18 protein-coding genes are annotated in these 20,322 nt (G+C 61.9%); 1 reads left to right on the top strand and 17 read right to left on the bottom strand.

Annotation, left to right across the window (positions count from 1 at the left end; genetic code table 11):
• Positions 1 to 103: 103 nt before the first annotated feature.
• From K5K89_RS02765 to hutC, 14 genes are all read right to left on the bottom strand, one after another.
• Positions 104 to 1,039 (bottom strand): alpha/beta hydrolase, encoded by a 936-nt coding sequence (locus K5K89_RS02765; protein WP_222540818.1) that lies wholly within the window; start codon positions 1,037 to 1,039, stop codon positions 104 to 106.
• Complete coding sequence (locus K5K89_RS02760; RefSeq protein ID WP_222540817.1) at positions 1,036 to 1,968, bottom strand: choline ABC transporter substrate-binding protein; 933 nt, start codon at positions 1,966 to 1,968, stop codon at positions 1,036 to 1,038. Before K5K89_RS02760 ends, K5K89_RS02765 begins: the two co-directional genes overlap by 4 nt.
• Before the next feature lie 205 nt (positions 1,969 to 2,173).
• Complete coding sequence (hutG, locus tag K5K89_RS02755) at positions 2,174 to 2,974, bottom strand: N-formylglutamate deformylase (RefSeq protein WP_222540816.1); 801 nt, start codon at positions 2,972 to 2,974, stop codon at positions 2,174 to 2,176.
• A 12-nt stretch (positions 2,975 to 2,986) separates the two neighbouring features.
• Positions 2,987 to 4,192, bottom strand: a complete 1,206-nt coding sequence (gene hutI, locus K5K89_RS02750) for an imidazolonepropionase (protein ID WP_071492404.1) — start codon at positions 4,190 to 4,192, stop codon at positions 2,987 to 2,989.
• Positions 4,193 to 4,207: 15 nt separating this feature from the next.
• Positions 4,208 to 5,617, bottom strand: coding sequence for an amino acid permease (locus tag K5K89_RS02745; RefSeq protein ID WP_071492405.1), 1,410 nt, complete (start codon positions 5,615 to 5,617; stop codon positions 4,208 to 4,210).
• A 160-nt stretch (positions 5,618 to 5,777) separates the two neighbouring features.
• Entirely contained in the window at positions 5,778 to 7,316 is a 1,539-nt protein-coding gene (hutH, locus tag K5K89_RS02740; protein ID WP_222540815.1) for a histidine ammonia-lyase, read from the bottom strand.
• A 20-nt stretch (positions 7,317 to 7,336) separates the two neighbouring features.
• Entirely contained in the window at positions 7,337 to 8,848 is a 1,512-nt protein-coding gene (gene hutH, locus K5K89_RS02735; RefSeq protein ID WP_222540814.1) for a histidine ammonia-lyase, read from the bottom strand.
• Between the two features lie 136 nt (positions 8,849 to 8,984).
• Positions 8,985 to 9,809, bottom strand: coding sequence for a glycine betaine/L-proline ABC transporter ATP-binding protein (locus K5K89_RS02730; protein WP_071492406.1), 825 nt, complete (start codon positions 9,807 to 9,809; stop codon positions 8,985 to 8,987).
• The gene (locus tag K5K89_RS02725) at positions 9,806 to 10,657 is read right to left on the bottom strand and encodes an ABC transporter permease (RefSeq protein ID WP_012721776.1); all 852 of its coding nucleotides are present in this window, start codon (positions 10,655 to 10,657) and stop codon (positions 9,806 to 9,808) included. The genes K5K89_RS02730 and K5K89_RS02725 overlap by 4 nt, the downstream gene beginning before the upstream one ends.
• 72 nt (positions 10,658 to 10,729) lie before the next feature.
• Positions 10,730 to 11,695 (bottom strand): ABC transporter substrate-binding protein, encoded by a 966-nt coding sequence (locus K5K89_RS02720; RefSeq protein ID WP_071492407.1) that lies wholly within the window; start codon positions 11,693 to 11,695, stop codon positions 10,730 to 10,732.
• A 69-nt stretch (positions 11,696 to 11,764) separates the two neighbouring features.
• Complete coding sequence (locus K5K89_RS02715) at positions 11,765 to 13,210, bottom strand: purine-cytosine permease family protein (protein ID WP_222540813.1); 1,446 nt, start codon at positions 13,208 to 13,210, stop codon at positions 11,765 to 11,767.
• Positions 13,211 to 13,252: 42 nt separating this feature from the next.
• Complete coding sequence (hutU, locus tag K5K89_RS02710; RefSeq protein WP_409996301.1) at positions 13,253 to 14,956, bottom strand: urocanate hydratase; 1,704 nt, start codon at positions 14,954 to 14,956, stop codon at positions 13,253 to 13,255.
• Positions 14,957 to 15,278: 322 nt separating this feature from the next.
• Positions 15,279 to 15,839, bottom strand: coding sequence for a HutD family protein (locus K5K89_RS02705; RefSeq protein WP_071497069.1), 561 nt, complete (start codon positions 15,837 to 15,839; stop codon positions 15,279 to 15,281).
• Positions 15,836 to 16,546 (bottom strand): histidine utilization repressor, encoded by a 711-nt coding sequence (hutC, locus tag K5K89_RS02700; protein ID WP_173668614.1) that lies wholly within the window; start codon positions 16,544 to 16,546, stop codon positions 15,836 to 15,838. The genes K5K89_RS02705 and hutC overlap by 4 nt, the downstream gene beginning before the upstream one ends.
• A 147-nt stretch (positions 16,547 to 16,693) precedes the next feature.
• Here hutC and K5K89_RS02695 point away from each other — a divergent pair, with 147 nt between their 5' ends.
• Positions 16,694 to 18,058: a formimidoylglutamate deiminase gene (locus K5K89_RS02695; protein ID WP_222540812.1), complete on the top strand. Its 1,365-nt coding sequence runs from the start codon at positions 16,694 to 16,696 to the stop codon at positions 18,056 to 18,058.
• A gap of 114 nt (positions 18,059 to 18,172) precedes the next feature.
• Here K5K89_RS02695 and K5K89_RS02690 read toward each other — a convergent pair whose 3' ends face one another.
• The 3 genes from K5K89_RS02690 to K5K89_RS02680 all read right to left on the bottom strand — a co-directional run bounded on the left by K5K89_RS02690 (position 18,173) and on the right by K5K89_RS02680 (position 20,214).
• A complete protein-coding gene (locus K5K89_RS02690; protein ID WP_058423714.1) occupies positions 18,173 to 18,742 on the bottom strand; it encodes a lipocalin family protein in 570 nt (189 codons plus the stop codon).
• Positions 18,743 to 18,772: 30 nt separating this feature from the next.
• Positions 18,773 to 19,027 (bottom strand): lipoprotein, encoded by a 255-nt coding sequence (locus K5K89_RS02685; RefSeq protein ID WP_033897714.1) that lies wholly within the window; start codon positions 19,025 to 19,027, stop codon positions 18,773 to 18,775.
• Between the two features lie 176 nt (positions 19,028 to 19,203).
• Entirely contained in the window at positions 19,204 to 20,214 is a 1,011-nt protein-coding gene (locus tag K5K89_RS02680; RefSeq protein WP_003187818.1) for a class 1 fructose-bisphosphatase, read from the bottom strand.
• Positions 20,215 to 20,322 lie beyond the last annotated feature (108 nt).

The following is a 20,322-nucleotide window of genomic DNA, read 5'->3' as shown; positions in this document are numbered from 1 at the left end:
TGCGCGCTCCGTAGGGGGTCGGGTTCATCCCTGGGGGGACGTCTTTTATTTTGCCGTCTGGCACTATAAACCCGAATTGTGCAATGAGCATGTCCTAGAGCGCTTAGACCTGTGTCAGCCCTTCGCTCCCCAGGTAATCCAGCAGGAAATCGTAGAGCCGGTCCACCTCCGGCACGTGCCGCCGCGCCCTCAGGCAGCCGTGCACCAGGCCTTTGCCCGGATACAGCACGGTGCTCACACCCGCCGCTTGCAGGCGCTCGGCGTACAGCATGCCGTCATCGCGCAGCGGGTCGAACTGGGCCACGGCGATGAGCGCCCTGGGCAAACCGCTGAAGTCATTGGCCAGCAGCGGCATGGCATAGGGCGTGGGCTTGCCGCAGCCCTGCAGGTACAACGTCAGGTAACTGTCAGTGTCGGCGCTGCTGAGCAAGGGGGCATCCGCGCAGTCGCGCCTCGACGGCAAGTCAGGCGGGCCGCCCAGCCCCGGGTAAATCAGCACCTGGGCCAGCGGCAGTGGCTGCCGGTCGTCGCGCAACCCCAGGCACAACGCCGCGGCCAGGTTGCCGCCCGCGCTGTCGCCGATCACCACCAGACGTTGCAGGTTGATGGCATGCGGCCCCTGCCCCGCCTGGATCGCCTGCCACACGGCGCGGCAATCCTGATAGGCAGCGGGGAACGGATGCTCCGGCGCCAGCCGGTAGTCGATGGCGATCACCAGCACCTGCAAGGTACTGGCCAGTTCGAAACAGATGAAATCGTGGGAGTCCAGCCCACCGACCACCCAACCACCACCGTGCATATAAAGGAGGCACGGCCAGCCATCCAGGGGCGTGGGGGCAGTGGGCAGATAGCTGCGCACACTCACGCCAGCCAGGGAAAAATCCGAAATCGTCAGCCCCTCGGGCAACGGCGGGGTAAACGCCTGGCACATGCGGTCGTAGCCGTTGCGCAACCCAGCCAGCGACGTGTCTTCGCTGGTGAAGGACTCCGTCTTCTCCACAAACGCCGCCAGCTCAGGCGAAATCGGGTACCCACTCATTTAAGGCTCGCCTGCACCGCCGCCACACCATCGCCGCCATCAAACGCCTTTACCCCGGCCAGCCAGCGCTGCAAATCCTCGGGGTGGTCGCGCAGCCATTGTCTGGCCACATCCTGCGGCGACTGGCGTTCCATGATCGGCACCATCAGTTGGCTTTCCTGGGCGGCGGTGAAGGTAAGGTTCTCCAACAGGCGGTTGGCGTTGGGGCAACGCTCGGCAAAGTCCGGCGCGGTGACGGTGGACACGGTGGCACGGCCTTCGTCGGGGCCGAACACGTCTTCGCTGCCGGTGAGGTAGGCCATTTTCATGTTGATGTTCATCGGGTGCGGGTTCCAACCGACGAACACCACGAACTCCTTGCGATTCACCGCGCGCTGCACGGCGGCCAGCATGCCCGCCTCACCCGAGGCCACCAGCTTGAAGCCGCCCAGGCCGAAACGATTGGTGTCGATCATTTTCTGTATATCGGTATTCGCGCCGCTGCCCGGCTCGATGCCATAGATCTTGCCGCCCAGTTTGTCCTTGAATCGGGCGATGTCGGCAAAGGTCTTCAAGCCTGCGTCGGCTACGTACTGCGGCACGGCCAGGGTGGCCTGGGCGTCGGCGAGGCTCGGGGTGTCGAAAACCTTGACCTGCCTGGCCGCCAGGAACGGCGCAATGTTGTTGTCCATCGCGGGTTTCCAGTAGCCGAGGAAGATGTCCAGGCGCTTGTCGCGGATGCCGGCGAAGATGATCTGCTGCACCGCGCTGGTCTGCTTGCTGTCGTAGCCCAGGCCATTGAGCAGCACGTCGGCCATGCCCGAGGTGGCGATCACGTCGGTCCAACTGACCACGCCCATGCGGATGCTTTTGCAGGAGGTCGGTTCGGCGGCCATGGCGTGTGCACTGAGCAGTGCGACACAGGTGAGGGGCAACAACAGTTTTTTCATGGGTGAGCACTCACTCGGCTGTTTTTATTAAACAACCTTACGCAGTGAGCATGCATTCAACACGAACTGTGGCGACCGGCAGTTGCACTGGGGCGACGGTGAGACCGCCATCGGGGGCAAGTCCCCTCCCACATTTGACTGGGTTCACCAATCAAAAGGTGGGAGGGGGCTTGCCCCCCGATAGCTATTCCAGCAGCACCCCAATTCACCGATAGCGCGCTTGCCCCCAGCCCAATACCCCCTCCAGCAATTGCTTCAACACCACCCGCGTCGGTTCGGCCAAATCAGGGCGGTACCGAAACGGCTCAACCTCTTCCATATAAGTGCTCTGGCACAACTCCAACTGCACCGCGTGGACATCCTGAGCCGGATCGCCGTAATGCCGGGTGATGTGGCCGCCCTTGAAGCGCCCGTTCAGTACATGGGAGTACTGCGGGTGCGCGGCGCAAATGGCTTCCAATTGGCTGGCCAATTCGGGATCACACGCGGCGCCATTGAAAGTGCCAAGGTTGAAGTCCGGCAGCTTGCCGTCGAACAGGTGCGGGATCACCGAGCGGATCGAGTGCGCATCGAACAGCAAGGCATAGCCGAACTCGGCCTTGAGGCGCGCCAGTTCTTCTTGCAGGGCACGGTGGTACGGCCCCCAGATTTTCTGGAGGTAGCTGACGCGTTCCTCCGGGGACGGCTCCAGCCCTTCGCGGAACAACGGCACGCCGTCGAACAGCGTTGCCGGGTACAGCCCGGTGGTCGCGCCGGCGTACAGCGGCTTGTCGTCGGATGGCCGGTTCAGGTCGATGACAAACCGCGAGTATTCGGCGGCCAGGGTGCTGGCGCCCAGCTCTTCGGCGAAGTCATACAGCGCAGGAATGTGCCAATCGGTATCCGGCAGGCTTCGCGCCTCGGGGATCAACCCGGCTTCGACCGCAGGCGTCAGGCGCAGACCGGCATGGGGCATGCTGATCAGCAGCGGCACGCGGCCTTGTTTGAAGTTCAGAACCTTATCCACAAGCAGTACTCCTCACACAGTGACGTCGACGCCATGGCGCACGACGCGTTTATCCAGCTCGCCACCCAGCCAGTAGGCGAGGTCGGCGGGGCGATCGATTTGCCAGGCGACAAAATCCGCGACCTTGCCCACTTCCAGGGAGCCGTGGGTGTCGCCCATGCCTAATGCGGTAGCCGCATGTTGCGTGGCACCGGCCAGGGCTTCTTCCGGGGTCATGCGGAACAGGGTGCAGGCCATGTTCAGCATCAGGCGCACCGACAGCGCCGGCGAGGTGCCGGGGTTGAGGTCGCTGGCGATGGCGATCTTCACGCCGTGTTTGCGCAGGGCGTCCATCGGCGGCAACTGGGTTTCGCGCAGGAAGTAGAACGCGCCCGGCAGCAACACCGCGACGGTGCCGGAGGCGGCCATGGCGATGGCGTCTGCTTCGGTCATGAACTCCAAGTGATCCGCCGACAGCGCCTGGTAACGCGCGGCCAGGCTGGAGCCGTGCAGTGACGAAAGCTGCTCGGCGTGCAGCTTCACCGGCAAGCCCAGTTGCTGGGCGACCTTGAAGACCCGCTCCACCTGCTCGGTGGAAAACGCCAGGTATTCACAGAACGCATCCACCGCGTCCACCAGCCCTTCCGCGGCCAGGGCCGGCAGCATCTCGGCGCAGATGTGCTCGATGTAATCGTCGGCGCGGTCCTTGTACTCCGGCGGCAACGCGTGGGCCGCCAGGCATGTGGCGCGCACGCTGACCGGCAGCGCTTCACCGAGGCGACGGGCCACACGCAGCATCTTGCGTTCGTTGGCCAGGTCCAGGCCGTAGCCGGACTTGATCTCCACGCTGGTGACACCGTCCCGTAGCAGACTGCGCAGGCGTTTTTCAGCACTGGCAAACAGCTCATCTTCGGTTGCGGCGCGAGTGGCGCGCACCGTGCTGGCAATACCGCCGCCCTTGGCCGCGATCTCGGCGTAGCTCACGCCTTCGAGACGCTGCTCGAATTCGCCGCTGCGGTTACCGCCGAACACCGTGTGGGTGTGGCAGTCGATCAGCCCGGGGGTGACCCACGCGCCATGCAGGTCATGCACCTGGGCGTAATCCGCCGTCGGTGCCTGGCTGCGGGGGCCGATCCACTCGATGAGTGAACCCGCGGTGACCATGGCGGCATCCTCGATGATCGAGTATTTGCCCTGGGCCATGGTTGCGATATGGCAGTGTTGCCAAAGCGTTTTCATCAACGCCTCCCTGGATTAACGATGAGACAAAGCCGGGTCGTAATGGACCTTGGCCGCTTGACCGGCAGCGGGTTTGACCCACAGCAGGTAGGCAAGCACCAACAGCACGATCCATACGGCGCCGACCAGCAAGGCAGCCTGGGTGTCCGGGAAGTAACCCAGCACACCAAACACGAATAGCATGAACACGATGGCGGCCGCCGGCGCATAGGGCCAGAACGGCACCGGGAATTTCAGCTCCTCGACTTGCTGCTTGTTCATCGAGCGGCGCATGGCGACCTGGGTGAACAGGATCATCAGCCACACCCAAACGGTGGCGAAGGTGGCAATCGAGGCGATCAGCAGGAATACGTTTTCCGGGATCAGGTAGTTGAGCACCACGCCACCGAGCAAGGCTGCGCCCATCACTACTACGGTCATCCATGGCACACCGTGTTTTGACAACTGCGCAAAGCCTTTGGGCGCCTGCCCTTGCTGGGCCAGGCCGTACATCATGCGGCCGGCGCCGAAGATGTCGCTGTTGATGGCCGAGACGGCGGCCGAGATCACCACGATATTGAGGAGGGTCGCCGCCGAGCCGATGCCCAGGTTGCTGAAGATCTGCACGAACGGGCTGCCCTGGCTGCCGATCTGCGGCCACGGATAGATGGCCATCAGCACGAACAGGGTCAGCACGTAGAACAACAGGATGCGCAGTGGCACTGCGTTGATCGCCTTGGGGATCACACGTTGCGGATCCTTGGCTTCGCCAGCGGTGATGCCGATGATTTCGATGCCGCCGAAGGCAAACATCACCACCGCGAACGAGGCGATCAGGCCACCAATGCCATTGGGCATGAAGCCGCCGTGGGCCCACAGGTTGCTGAGGCCACTGGCCTGGGCCTCACCGGCGGAATGGATGCCGAACAGCAGGATGCCGAAACCGCCGAGGATCATCGCGACGATGGCGCCGACCTTGAGCAGCGACAGCCAGAACTCCATTTCGCCAAACACCTTGACGTTGCACAGGTTCAGGCCGCCGATCAGGAACACGATGCCGAGCACCCAGACCCAACGCGCAACCTCGGGAAACCAGAAGCCCATGTAGATGCCAAACGCGGTGACGTCGGCCAGGCACACAATGATCATTTCAAACGCGTAGGTCCAACCGAGGACAAACCCGGCCATGGGGCCCAGGTAGGTGCTGGCGTACTGGCCGAAGGAACCGGCGACCGGGTTGTGCACGGCCATTTCGCCGAGGGCGCGCATCACCATGAACACGGCGGCGCCGCCGATCAGGTAGGCCAGCAGCACAGCGGGGCCGGCCATCTGGATAGCCGAGGCGGAGCCATAGAACAACCCGGTGCCGATCGCGGAACCGAGTGCCATGAAGCGAATATGTCGGGCGCTGAGCCCGCGTTTCAAACCTTTTTCTTGCTGGTGCATTTCTCGTCCTTAATTATTTTTATCCTGAGAAAATTTTGCGCTGCGAACGCTCAACTGTGGGAGCTGGCTTGCCTGCGATGACGGTGTATCAGTCACCAACTTTTTAACTGACAGATAGCTATCGCAGGCAAGCCAGCTCCCACCTGGATCTGCGTAAGCCTTAGAGACTCGGCAGCAGCTTGGCCGGCACCAGCTCATTCAGGCAGCGAGTGGCGAGCAGTTCGCTGGCGGCGTTGATGTCCGGCGCGAAAAAGCGGTCCTTGTCGTAGAACGCCACTTTGCTGCGCAGGATGCCACGCGCCTTTTCCAGCTTCGGTGAAGTTTTCAGGCCTTCGCGCAGGTCCAGGCCCTGGCACGCGGCCAGCCACTCAACCGCGAGAATGCCACGGGTGTTCTCAGCCATTTCCCACAGGCGTTTGCCCGCAGCCGGGGCCATCGACACGTGGTCTTCCTGGTTGGCGGAGGTCGGCAGGCTATCGACGCTATGGGGATGAGACAACGCCTTGTTCTCGCTGGCGAGCGCGGCAGCGGTCACCTGGGCGATCATGAAACCGGAGTTCACACCGCCATTGCCCACCAGGAACGGCGGCAGTTGCGACATGTGCTTGTCCATCATCAACGAGATACGGCGCTCACTCAGGGAGCCGATTTCGGCGATGGCCAGCGCCATGTTGTCGGCCGCCATGGCCACCGGTTCGGCGTGGAAGTTGCCACCGGAAATCACGTCGCCTTCAGCGGCAAACACCAGCGGGTTGTCCGACACGGCATTGGCCTCGACCACCAGCACTTCAGCGGCCTGGCGGAACTGGGTCAGGCAGGCGCCCATGACTTGTGGCTGGCAGCGCAGCGAGTACGGGTCTTGCACCTTGTCGCAGTTCTGGTGCGACTGGGACACCTGGCTGCTTTCGCCGAGCAGGTCGCGGTAGGCCGCCGCCGCGTCGATCTGGCCGCGCTGGCCGCGAGCCGCGTGGATACGGGCGTCGAACGGCGAACGCGAACCCAGCACCGCTTCCACGGTGAGGCCGCCGCAGGCCAGGGCGCCGGCGAACAGGTCTTCACCTTCGAACAGGCCACGCAGTGCATAAGCCGTCGACACCTGCGTGCCGTTGAGCAGCGCCAGGCCTTCTTTGGCGGCAAGGGTCAGCGGCGTGAGGCCGGCGACTTTGAGCGCGTCGGTCGCTTCCAGCCACTCGCCTTTGTAGCGTGCCTTGCCTTCGCCCAGCAGCACCAGGGACATGTGCGCCAACGGCGCCAGGTCGCCGGAGGCACCCACCGAACCTTTCAGCGGAATATGCGGGTATACCTCGGCGTTGATCAGCGCGATCAGCGCGTCGATCACCTGGCGGCGGATGCCGGAGAAACCACGGCTCAGACTGTTGACCTTGAGCACCATGACCAGCCGCACCAGCGCATCGCTGATCGGCTCACCGACGCCGGCGGCGTGGGACAGCACCAGGGAACGCTGGAGGTTTTCCAGGTCTTCGCTGGCGATGCGGGTCGAGGCCAGCAGGCCGAAACCGGTGTTGATGCCGTAGGCGGTGCGGTTCTCGGCGAGAATCTGCTCCACGCAGGCCACACTGGCGTCGATCTGCGCCGTAGCGCTGTCATCCAGACTGAGGGTTACCGGCTGCTGGTAGATGGCTCGCAGTTGGGCAAGGCTCAGTTGGCCTGGAATCAGGTTTAGCGCAGTCACATTCATACTCCTTCTGAATTGTTCTTTTAAAAGTGCACATTCGGTAAATCGGTGTTTTTCAGCAGCTGAGCGGCGGCGGCAATGTCCGGCGCCAGCCAGCGGTCCTGTTCATAGGCCGGGACGACTTCACGCAACAACCGCCAGGCACGGTCGGTGCCGGCGCCGAAACGTTGTTCCTTGAGAAACTCGAACGCCTGGGCCGCCAACAAGTACTCGATGGCGAGAATCTGGGTCACGTTGGCCAGCACCTGGTGCAGCTTGAGCGCGGCATTGGTGCCCATGCTCAGGTGGTCTTCCTGCAGGCCCGAGGTGACGAAGTTGTCGAGCACCGCCGGTTGCGCCAGTTGGCGGTTTTGCCCGCACAGGGAGGCGGCGACGTACTGCACGATCATCATCCCGGAGTTGACCCCGGGGTTGCTGACCAGGAACGCCGGCAAGCCGCTGACGTGCGGATTGATCAGGCGGTCCAGGCGACGTTCGGCCACCGAACCGATTTCGGCCATGGCGATCGCCAGCATGTCCGCCGCCAGCGCCACGGACTGGCCGTGCGGGTTGGCCTGGGACACCACGCGGTAGTGTTCCGGCGTGCCGAGCACCAGCGGGTTATCGGTGGCGCTGTTGAGTTCGGTCTCGATCTGACGGGTGGCGTGCTCCACCTGGTCGCGGGCCGCGCCGTGGATCTGCGGGATCGAACGAATGCTCAGGGCGTCCTGGGTACGGATACCTTTGCTGCTGGCGATCACTTCACTGCCATCGAGCAAGGCGCGCAGATGGGTCCCCACGTGCTGCATGCCCGGGTGCGGCTTGAGCGCGATGATTTCTTCATCGAAGGCATCGATCTGCCCACGCTGGGCTTCGAAACTCATGGCGCCGATCACGTCAGCCCATTGCAGCAAGTGATGGGCGTCAGCCAGGGCCAGGCAGCTCAGGCCGGTCATGCACGGCGTGCCGTTGACCAGGCACAGGCCGTCCTTGGCGCCGAGCACCACCGGCTGCAGACCTTCCGCGCTCAATGCCTCTTGAGCCGGAACGACCCGACCTTGGTAACTCACGTTACCCACGCCCAGCAAAGCCACACCAACATGGGCCATATGGGTCAGGTAACCCACCGAGCCCTGGGATGGCACTTGCGGCGTGATGCCGTGGTTGAGCAGCGCCAGCAGCGAATGCACCACCTGCGGATGCAGGCCGGATTTGCCGTGGCTGTAGTTGATGATGGCGGCGCAGATGATCGCGCGGGTCTGCTCGTCGCTCAGCACCGGGCCGACGCCACAGGCGTGGCTGAGCAAGGTGTTGCGCGACAGTTGGCTGAGTTGCTCGCCCTTGAGCGACACATTGCACAGCGCGCCCAGGCCGGTGTTCACCCCATAGGCGCGCTCACCGCTGGTGACGATGCGCTGCACAATGGCCTGGGCATTGTCGATGCGCGCCCAGGCCTGGCCCGAGAGTTCGAGCACGGCGCCGTGGCGGGCGACGGCGACCACGTCCTGCCAGCGCAGCGGGGTGTCGGCGATGGTGATTTTTGTTGCCTGGGGCATGTTCATACTCTCTTCAATTCTTGTGCAGCCTTACCGGCCTTATCGGGGGCAAGCCCCCTCCCACATTTGGAATGCATTCCCCTGTGGGAGGGGGCTTGCCCCCGATGAGGCCATCAGCCTCACCAACACATCCAGATCAGACCACCGCCGCCCGCCGCTGGACAAACCGATCCACATACTCATCCGCCGGCGAATGCAGGATCTCCCGAGGCGTGCCGACCTGGATCAGCTTGCCGTCCTTGAGGATCGCAATGCGGTTGCCAATACGCACGGCCTCGTCGAGGTCGTGGGTGATGAACACGATGGTCTTGTGCAGGGTCTTTTGCAGTTCCAGCAACTGGTCCTGCATCTCGGCGCGGATCAGCGGGTCGAGTGCGCTGAAGGCTTCGTCCATCAGGATGATGTCGGTGTCTGCCGCCAAGGCGCGGGCCAGGCCGACACGCTGGCGCATGCCGCCGGAGAGCTGGTGCGGGTATTTGTTTTCGTAGCCCTTGAGGCCCACGGTTTCGATCCACTGCAAGGCGCGCTCGGCGCAGACCTGCTTGGTTTCGCCACGCACCTTCAGGCCATAGGCGACGTTGTCGAGCACGCTCTTGTGGGGCAGCAGGCCGAAGCTCTGGAACACCATGCTGATCTTGTGCCGACGGAATTGGCGCAGGGCTTCCATGTCCAGTTGCAGGATGTCTTCGCCGTCCACCAGGATCGCGCCGCTGGTGGGGTCGATCAGGCGGTTGAAGTGACGCACCAGTGTGGACTTGCCGGAACCCGACAGCCCCATGATCACAAAGATCTCACCGGTGCCGATGCTCAGGGACAGGTCGTTCACACCGACCACGCAGCCGGTCTCGGCCAGCACCTGGTCCTTGGTCTTGCCCTGGCCGATCAACGACAGCGCATCCTTGGAACGCGCGCCGAAGATCTTGAAGACGTTTTTGACTTCGATTTTGCTGACAATAGTCATTTGCTCGCCTCATGCCGTGGACGACCATAGGCCTGGGTAATGCGGTCGATGACCACTGCGAGAATCACGATCGCCAGGCCGGCCTCAAGGCCACGCCCGACGTTGAGGGTCTGGATGCCGACGAGCACGTCTTCACCCAAGCCACGGGCGCCGATCATCGAGGCGATCACCACCATCGACAGCGCCATCATGGTGGTCTGGTTGATACCGGCCATGATGCTCGGCAATGCCAGCGGCAGTTGCACACCGAACAGTTGCTGCCAGCGGTTGGCACCGAAGGCGTTGATGGCTTCCATGACTTCACCGTCGACCTGGCGAATGCCCAGGTCGGTGAGGCGAATCAGCGGTGGCGCGGCGTAAATCACCGTGGCGAAAATCGCCGGGACCTTGCCCAGGCCGAACAGCATCAGCACCGGGATCAGGTACACGAAGCTCGGCATGGTCTGCATGATGTCGAGCAGCGGCATCAATACCGAACGCAGGCGATTGCTGCGCGCCGACAGGATGCCCAGCGGAATGCCGATCAGCACCGAGATCACCGTAGCGACCATCATCAGGGCCAGGGTCTGCATCAGCTTGTCCCACAGGCCAACCGCGCCCACCAGGAACAGCAGGCCGACGATCACCGCCGTGGTCACCACCTTGCGGGTCGCGTGCCAGGCGACGGCGCCGACGATGGCCAGCATCAGCCACCAGGGCGCTGCGCGCAGCAAGCCTTCCAGGTTGACGATGGCCCACAGCAGGGTGTCGGAGATGTGCCGGAACACATCGCCGTAGTTGGTGACCAGTGAGTCCACCCAACCGTTGACCCAGTCGGCGATGGAAAACGTAAAACTCTCAGGAAACATATCGTGCTCTCGATCCAGTGGGTTGTGGCCAGGCGCCCGGCTGGCCCTTCAGGGTAGCCGGGCACGCTTGACCTACAAGGCCGCGTCGATTTTCTTGGCTGCGTCGTCGCTCACCCAGGCGTGCCAGACTTCAGGATGTTCCTTGAGGAAAATTTTCGCCAGTTTTGGCGACTCAATTCGCTCCTTGGCCATGCGGCCCAGGTTCTGGTTCAGCAGGTCGATGGGCAGGTTGACCTTTTCCAGCACGGCCACCAATTCAGGGGCTTGCTCGTGGAAGGTCTTGGACAAGCCGACCTTGATGCTCACGCTTTTATCCACGCCGGGTTTTTCTTCCAGCTTGACCAGGTCGACCTGGCCCATCAGCGGCGTGGGCGACCAGTAGTAGAACAGGATCGGCTCGCCACGCTTGTAGCTCGACAGCACCGCCGCATCCAGCGCCGGGCCGGTGCCTGGGCGGAAGTTGGTGTAGGTGCTTTCCAGCCCATAGCTTTTCAGCATCTCGCTGTTGTCCAGCTCGCAGGTCCAGCCGGCCGGGCAGTTGTAGAAACGACCCTTGGAGGGCTCTTCCTGGTCCTTGAACACCGAGGCGTACTTGGCGAGGTCAGCGATGTTTTTCAGGTCCGGGGCCTTGGGTTCCAGCTTGCGCTTGGCGTCGCCTTCGATCACATAGCGCGGCACGTACCAGCCTTCGATAGCGCCCACTACAGGGGCACCGACGCCGACGACTTTGCCGGCCTTCTCGGCCTTGTTCCAGACCTCGCTGCGGCCGACCCACTCTTCGGCAAACACCTGGATGTCATTGCTGCTCAGGGCGTTTTCCATGGTGATGGAGTTGCCCGGCAGGCTGTCGGTTTTGCAGTCGTAGCCTTTTTCCAGCACGGTTTGCAGGATGTCGGTGAGCAACATGCCGCTCTCCCAGTTCAGCCCGGCGAATTTCACCGGTTTGCCGGATTCGCACCAACCGGCTGCCTGGGCGCCAGCGCTGGCCAGCAAGCCCGCAGAGAGCAAGGTAGCCATCAGGGTCTTATGCATTTTCATTGTTGTGACGCTCCCAATCTTGAAATGGATTACGGCAGTCAGTAGGCATCCTGCCCTGTCCACGTCCCATCAGGCCTGTGCAGCCAGCCCGTTTGTTGTGGGTATAGCGCCCTGCTCTGTTGGCAGGATCAGTTGATCGGGCACGGTGCCGTGCCATTTTTTCGCACACACGTAATACAGCGCTGCGGGCAGTACCAGGCCGATGATCCAGGAGATATCCACATCACCCAGCGCGGCCACCAAGGGACCTGTGTAGAACTTGGTGGAGATGAACGGCAACTGCACCAGCACGCCGAACACGTAGACGCTGATTCCTAGCAGGTTCCAGCGGCCATAGCGACCGTTCGGGTCGGCCAGCGCCGGTACGTCATAGCGCTCGCGGGTGATGCAGTAGTAGTCCACCAGGTTGATCGCGCTCCAGGGCGTGAAGAACGCCAGCAGGAACAGGATGAAGGACTTGAACGCCCCCAGGAACGAGTGCTGGCCGAGCAATGCGATCAGGGTCGCCGTGCCGACAATCGCCAGCACGAACATCAGGCGCTGCAGACGCGTGACCTCCAGGCGACCACGAAAGCCGCTGATGATGGTCGCGATGCACATGAAGCTGCCGTAGGAGTTCAGCGTCGAGATGGTGACCTTGCCGAACGCGATACTGAAGTACAGCAACGCAGCGGTAGCACCCGTGCCACTCAAGCCCACGATGTACGCCACTTCATGCCCGGCGAACTGACCGTTGGACATGGCCGCGGCAAACACGCCCAGCACCATGGCCACCTGCGCGCCCACCACCGAACCGGCGCCGGCGGCGAAAAAGGTTTTCACCGATGACGTCTTGCTTGGCAGGTAACGCGAGTAGTCCGCCACGTACGGGCCGAAGGCAATCTGCCAGGAGGCCGCGAGCGATACCGCCAGCAGGAAACTGCTCCAGCTGAAGTGGCGGATTTGCAGGAGTGCGCCCACATCGGTCTGGCTCACCAGCCGGCTGAACAGGTAGACAAAGGCGACCACGCCAATGACGCTGGCGACGCGGCCAATGAAATGGATCACCCGGTAGCCGAGCACCGTGACCAACACGATCACGCTGGCGAAAATCAGGATGCCCACGCTGTCGCTGACCCCGAACAACTGGCCCAGCGCCTGCCCCGAAAGCACGGTGCCAGTGGCGGTGAAACCCAGGTACATCAGGCACACCAGTACGATCGGAATCGCCGCGCCATACACACCGAACTGCACCCGGCTGGAGATCATCTGTGGCAGGCCCAGCTTGGGCCCTTGCGCCGCATGCAACGCCATGACCCCACCGCCGATCAGTTGGCCGATCAACAGACCGATCAACGACCAGAACACATCACCGCCCAGCACCACGGCCAGGGCTCCGGTGACAATCGCGGTGATCTGCAGGTTGGCGCCCATCCACAGGGTGAACTGGCTGAACAGACGACCGTGTCTTTCCGCTTCCGGGATGTAGTCGATCGAACGCCTTTCGATCAACGGGGTGGTGTCATTTGCAGCCATGTCGGTTCAACCTCTGATGGATTGTTTCAGGGTGGTGCTGGCTTACTTGATCATCGGCAGGTTCAAGCCCTGCTCCTTGGCGCAATCGATCGCGATCTGGTAACCGGCGTCTGCGTGGCGCATCACCCCGGTGGCTGGGTCGTTGTGCAGCACACGGGCGATCCGCTCAGCCGCTTCATCGGTACCGTCGCAGACGATGACCATGCCGGAGTGCTGGGAGAAGCCCATGCCCACACCACCACCGTGGTGCAGCGACACCCAGGTCGCGCCGCTCGCGGTGTTGAGCAGAGCGTTGAGCAGCGGCCAGTCGGATACGGCGTCGGAGCCGTCCTGCATGGCTTCGGTTTCGCGGTTCGGGCTTGCGACCGAGCCGGAATCGAGGTGGTCACGGCCGATCACCACCGGTGCCGACAACTCGCCGCTGCGCACCATTTCGTTGAACGCCAGGCCGAGCTTGGCGCGCTGGCCCAGGCCAACCCAGCAGATACGTGCCGGCAGGCCCTGGAAGCTGATGCGTTCGCGGGCCATGTCCAGCCAGTTGTGCAGGTGCGCGTCGTCCGGGATCAGCTCTTTGACTTTGGCGTCGGTCTTGTAGATGTCCTGCGGGTCACCGGACAGCGCCGCCCAGCGGAACGGGCCGATGCCACGGCAGAACAGCGGGCGGATATAGGCCGGGACGAAACCCGGGAAATCGAAGGCGTTTTCCACGCCCTCTTCCTGGGCCATCTGGCGGATGTTGTTGCCGTAGTCGAAAGTCGGGATGCCTTGCTTCTGGAATTCCAGCATGGCTTTGACGTGCACGGCCATCGACTGCTTGGCGGCCTTGATCACGGCGGCGGGCTCGGTCTTGGCGCGGGCGCGGTATTCGTCCCAGGTCCAGCCAGCGGGCAGGTAACCGTTGAGAGGGTCGTGGGCGCTGGTCTGGTCGGTGACCATGTCCGGGCGCACGCCACGCTTGACCAGTTCCGGCAGGATTTCGGCGGCGTTGCCCAGCAGGGCGATGGAGATAGCCTTGCCTTCCTTGGTGTATTTGGCGATGCGTGCCAGGGCGTCGTCGAGGTCGGTGGCCTGTTCGTCGACATAACGGCTGTTCAGGCGGAAATCGATGCTGACCTGCTGGCACTCGATGTTCAGCGAGCAGGCGCCAGCCAAAGTGGCCGCCAGCGGCTGGGCGCCGCCCATGCCGCCGAGGCCGGCAGTCAGTACCCAACGGCCTTTGAGGTCACTGTTGTAATGCTGGCGACCGGCTTCGACGAAGGTTTCGTAGGTGCCCTGGACGATGCCCTGGCTGCCGATGTAGATCCAGCTGCCGGCGGTCATCTGGCCGTACATGGCCAGGCCCTTGGCATCCAGTTCGTTGAAGTGCTCCCAGCTGGCCCAGTGCGGCACCAGATTGGAGTTGGCGATCAGTACACGCGGTGCGTTGCTGTGGGTCTTGAACACGCCGACCGGCTTGCCGGATTGCACCAACAGGGTTTCGTCGTCATTCAGGTGGGTGAGGCTCTCGACGATCTGGTCGTAGCACTCCCAGTTGCGTGCTGCGCGGCCAATACCGCCGTACACCACCAGTTCTTTCGGGTTCTCGGCCACTTGTGGGTCGAGGTTGTTCATCAGCATGCGCAGCGGCGCTTCAGTCAGCCAGCTTTTGGCGGTGAGCTTGTTACCGTGGGCGGCACGGATTTCGACGTCACGGTATTTTGTAGGCCTGGCTATAGAAAAATCGGTCACGACTGGACTCCTCGGCATGATGCGCGAACATGGATGGTGCGAAGGAGAGTCTTACGCACACATCTTTACTTGTACATACAAGCATATGCAATCAAGCGGCCAACTTTTTCGGCGAGGCGTTTGGTTTTTTTTGGAATGCGCGTGTGAGCCTTGAAAATCAAGGTGTCGAGGCGTGATGAAATTTCTTACGGGAGGCGTTAGTGGTTCGGCGGGGTTATCGCGAAAGCATGGTTTTGCGCCACGCTGGGGCATTCGGTAACAAAGTGGTGCGCGCCCAGGAAACAGCTATCAAGAACAGCGGGAAACAAATGTGGGAGGGGCTTGCCCCCTCCCACTTTTTTTAACCGCGTCGGGTCAGTTCGATAATGCAACTGCGGCCGCTGACGGTAAGGTCCAGCAGGCCGGTGTTACCGTCGATTTGCAGGCAGTCGTGATGGCCAAGCTTGTGGTCCAGCACCTTCACTTCATCAGCAACGCTGAACACCAGCACGGTCTGCGCAGTACTGAAGAACCGCTGCACACCGTCCACCCATTGCAGCCTCGCGTGGTAACGCTGTGGCGAGTAGATCAGGTTGAAGTCGCGGATCGGCCCGGTGATCAACCGGCATGCCACCTGGCTGTCACCCTTGAACGCAAAGGGTTGCAGCGGTAACAACCCGCGCTGCTCTTCGCCATCCACCGTCAGCACCATGCCGGCGCCCTGGATCACGGTGATGACACGCTGGTAACCGGCAAAGGTGGAAAAGCCACCCGATTCGGCGATATCCGCAATCGACAGGCGCCAGCCAAAGCCATCGAGGCCTGCGCCGGCGTCGCGGGTGATTTCTTCGGTGCTGCCACCGCCGTTTTTCCACGGCATGCGTACGTACTCGGCGGCGCGCCAGACTTTTACGCTACTCATTTGCTGAAGCGTCCTTCCAGGCTGTGACGGGAACCGGGGTGGATCAAACGCGCAGCAGTCACCGGCTGGCGCCCCGACCAGGTGCGTCGTCGGATCAACAGGCACGGCTCACTGGGTTCGATCTGCAGCAGTTTGCATTCGGCCGCATCGGCGAGGATGGCTTCGACCACATGCTCGCCTTCGGTCAGCGGTGCCACTTGGTTCAGGTAGGCGTAAGGCGTCTGCTGGGTGAAATCCTGTTGCAGGTATTCCGGCGCGACCAGGGCATTGACGAAACGGTCTTCGATTTGCACGGGAATATCGTTTTCGAAGTGCACGATCAGCGAGTGGAACACCCGCCCGCCTTCGCGCATTTCCAGGGCGACAGCGCGCTCGGAACCGGCGGCCTCTTCACCCAGGGTGATGACCTGGCAGGTATGCCGGTGACCGCGGGAGGCGATCTCATCGGCGATGTTGTGCACCTCGAACAGCGCCGACTGGCTCTTGGGCTCGGCGACGAACGTGCCGACGCCTTGCATGCGCACCAGCAACCCTTCGGCGGTGAGTTCGCGCAGGGCGCGGTTGATGGTCATGCGGCTGAAACCCAGCTGGCTGACCAACTCGCTCTCCGATGGCACGCGGTAATGGGGCGGCCAGTTGCCGTTGAGGATCTGCTGGCTGATCATCTGTTTGACGCGGGCATACAAGGGCGCCGGACTTTCGTCCATGTGGGCAGCCAGCGAAGAGTTGGCGGGCGGAGTCGGCACGGGGAATCCTTGCAGGGGAAAAAGATGCATAGATTGCCGGAGTTTACCGAGCAGGCAAACGTCTGTATATGTATATACAAATAAACACACGACCGGGGTGCCTTGATCATGTCCGCTTTCTTCGCCGAACGCGCGCTGCTGCCTGATGGATGGGCCAATGATGTACGTCTTGAAGTCAGCGCCGATGGCCTGCTGACCAACGTTGAGGCCAATGCCAGCGCAGAGGGGGCCGAACGGCTGAGAGGGCCGGTCTTGGCGGGTATGCCGAACTTGCATTCTCACGCATTCCAGCGTGCCATGGCCGGCTTGGCCGAGGTGGCCGGCAACCCGAATGACAGTTTCTGGACCTGGCGCGACCTGATGTACCGCATGGTCGGCAAGATCAACCCGGACCAACTCCAGGTCATCGCGCGCCAGCTGTATATCGAGATGCTCAAGGCCGGCTATACCTCGGTGGCCGAGTTTCACTACGTACACCATGACGTCAGCGGCCAGCCCTATGCCGATCGCACACAATTGTCGCGGCAGATCAGCCAGGCGGCGGCCAGCAGCGGGATTGGCCTGACGTTGTTGCCGGTGCTCTACACCCACTCTGGGTTTGGCGGCCAGGCGCCCAATGAAGGCCAGCGGCGCTTTATCAACAGCACTGAAAATTATCTGGAGCTGCAAGCGCGTCTGCAGCCAATTCTGGCCGCGCAACCCGCACAGCAACTGGGCCTGTGTTTTCACTCGCTACGCGCCGTTACACCGCAACAAATCAACGAAGTGCTGGCTGCCAGCGACAAGGCGTGCCCGGTGCATATCCACATTGCCGAGCAGCAGAAGGAAGTCGATGACTGCCTGGCCTGGAGCGGCAAACGCCCGCTGCAATGGCTGTATGACAATGTCGACGTCGATGAACGCTGGTGCCTGGTGCACGCCACCCATGCCGATACCGATGAGGTGATGCGCATGGCCAAGAGCCGGGCGATTGCCGGTTTGTGCCTGACCACCGAGGCCAACCTGGGTGATGGGATTTTCCCGGCGGTGGACTTTCTCGCCCAGGGCGGACGCCTGGGCATCGGCTCCGACAGCCATGTGTCACTGAGCGTGGTGGAAGAATTGCGCTGGCTGGAATACGGCCAGCGCCTGCGTGATCAACGGCGTAACCGCTTGTATCGCAGTGACCAGCCGATGGTTGGGCGCACGCTGTTCGATGCCGCGCTGGACGGTGGTGCCCAGGCGCTGGGGCAGCCAATTGGCCGATTGGAAGTGGGCAAGCGTGCGGATTGGATTGTGCTGGATGGTAATGATCCGTACCTGGCCACGGCGACCGAGGACGGGATTCTGAATCGCTGGTTGTTTGCCGGCGGTGATCGGCAGGTGCGGGATGTGCTGGTGAATGGAAAGTGGGTGGTGCGTGATGGGCGACATGCCGGCGAGGAAGACAGTAGCCTCGCATTCACGCAGGTTCTAAGGGACTTACTCGGTTAAAACGTGTGGGAGGGGGCTTGCCCCCGATTGCAGAGTGTCAGCCAGCAAATCAGATACTGACACACCGCTATCGGGGGCAAGCCCCCTCCCACATTGGATTGAGGAGTTCTCAGATTATTGCGAAGTCTTCGCCATCTGCTTGTCCGACGTACGCCAGATCAACCGCGTGGTGTCATACCCCTGCTGTCGCGCCCTGCTCAGCAGGTCTTCGCGGGTGTCCGCATTGACCGTTGGCGTGCGCGACAGGATCCACATGTAGCGCCGGCTCGGGCTGCCGACAATGGCGGTCTTGTAGTCATCGCTGACATACAGCACCCAGTAATCGCCCTTGGCGACGCCCGGCAGCAGCGAGGTGAACCAGTTGTTGAATTCCACCCAGAGCTTGTCGGTCTTGCCCGGCACTTGCGGGGTGGCGGTACCCTTGGCTTCCTCCCACTTCCATTCAGTCGTCAGGCAGCGGTTGAACACCGACATGTCGCCGTCCGGCAACAGGGTGTAGCGGGCTTCGGACTGCGCACAGTTGCGCTGGAAGTACATCGGCAATCGGGCCAACTCATACCAGGTGCCCTGGTAACGCTTGAGGTTGACGTTGCTCGCTGTCTTGGGTTGCAGATCATCGCCAGAATGGCTGGCACAGCCCGCCAAAAACAGGCTGGCACAAAGGAACAAAACAAAACGCATCATTCTTCTTCTCCCGCAGGCTTGCGCCCCGGTTTACTTCAGGCCTTGCCCGGAAAACATCAGAACCTTGTCACCGGCATATTGAACGCTGATAAAGCTGTTTTTATCGCCCCAGGTGCAACTGGACATGCCCAGTGCGCCGGAACAATCGGTCGGCTTGCCCAGCAACGACTCCACCTCAGCCTTGGCCATGCCAGCCGACAATTTTTGATAGTTTTCTTGGTTGACCTTGCTGCAAGCGGCCAACAGCACGCAAAAAGCCAGCAAAGCGAGACGGCGTAACGACATGGAAACACTCCTGGAGGGACGAAGCAGCGTGGGTATCTGCCAGAAGCTTAGAAGGGAAAAGAGGTGTCTGGTTCCCGATGAGCGAAAACAAAAAAGCCCCGAAAACGCTGAAACGTTTCGGGGCTTCTTCAACGGTGAACCGGCTCACAACAACACCAGTCACTTGTCGCCGCAGCTTACTTCTTGTGGTAAGCCGTCACGCGCTCGACTTCTTCCTTCGACCCCAGGAACACCGCCACACGCTGGTGCAGGCCTTCCGGCTGAATGTCGAGGATGCGCTGATGGCCGTCGGTGGACGCGCCGCCCGCCTGTTCAACCAGGAACGACATCGGGTTGGCTTCGTACATCAGGCGCAGTTTGCCCGGTTTGGACGGCTCGCGGCTGTCGCGTGGGTACATGAACAGGCCACCACGGGTCAGGATACGGTGCACGTCGGCGACCATCGCGGCCACCCAACGCATGTTGAAGTTTTTCTTCAACGGGCCTTCCTCACCTTCCATCAACTCGTTGACGTAGCGCTTCACCGGCTCTTCCCAGTGGCGCTGGTTGGACATGTTGATCGCAAATTCCTGGGTCGACGCAGGAATGGAGATGTCTTCGTGGGTCAGTACGAAGCTGCCCATTTCACGGTCCAGGGTGAAGCCCTTGACGCCATCACCCAGGGTCAGCACCAGCATGGTCTGCGGGCCGTAGATCGCGTAGCCGGCAGCGACCTGCTCGGTGCCTGGCTGCAGGAAGGCTTTTTCGTTCAGCGCTTCGTTCTGGCTCAGGTATTCATTCGGGCAACGCAGTACCGAGAAGATGGTGCCGACCGGTGCGTTGATATCGATGTTGGACGAACCGTCCAGTGGGTCGAACACCAACAGGTACGCGCCTTTCGGGTATTTGCCGGGGATCTGGTAGGCATTGTCCATTTCTTCGGACGCCATGCCGGCCAGGTGACCGCCCCATTCGTTGGCTTCGAGCAAGATTTCGTTGGACAGGACGTCGAGCTTCTTCTGCACTTCGCCCTGCACGTTTTCAGTGCCCATGCTGCCCAGGACACCACCCAGTGCGCCTTTGGAAACGGCGTGGCTGATTTCCTTGCAAGCACGCGCCACCACTTCGATAAGGAAGCGCAGATCGGCAGGCGTGTTGTTGCTGCGGGTCTGCTCGATCAAATAGCGACTCAAGGTAACGCGGGACATGTAAGGCTCCGGAGAATGGGGGGCTTGAAAACCCGCGCAGTTTAACGCGAGTCGGGGCGTATTTCCTCCTATCAGAGGATTTAAACCCAATAGAGTTCATGGACTTTA

Source organism: Pseudomonas sp. DR208, assembly GCF_019823005.1.
GTDB classification, from domain to species: Bacteria; Pseudomonadota; Gammaproteobacteria; order Pseudomonadales; family Pseudomonadaceae; genus Aquipseudomonas; species Aquipseudomonas extremorientalis.
The sequence above is the reverse complement of the archived record's forward strand: the minus strand, read 5'-3'. Positions and strand labels throughout refer to the sequence as shown.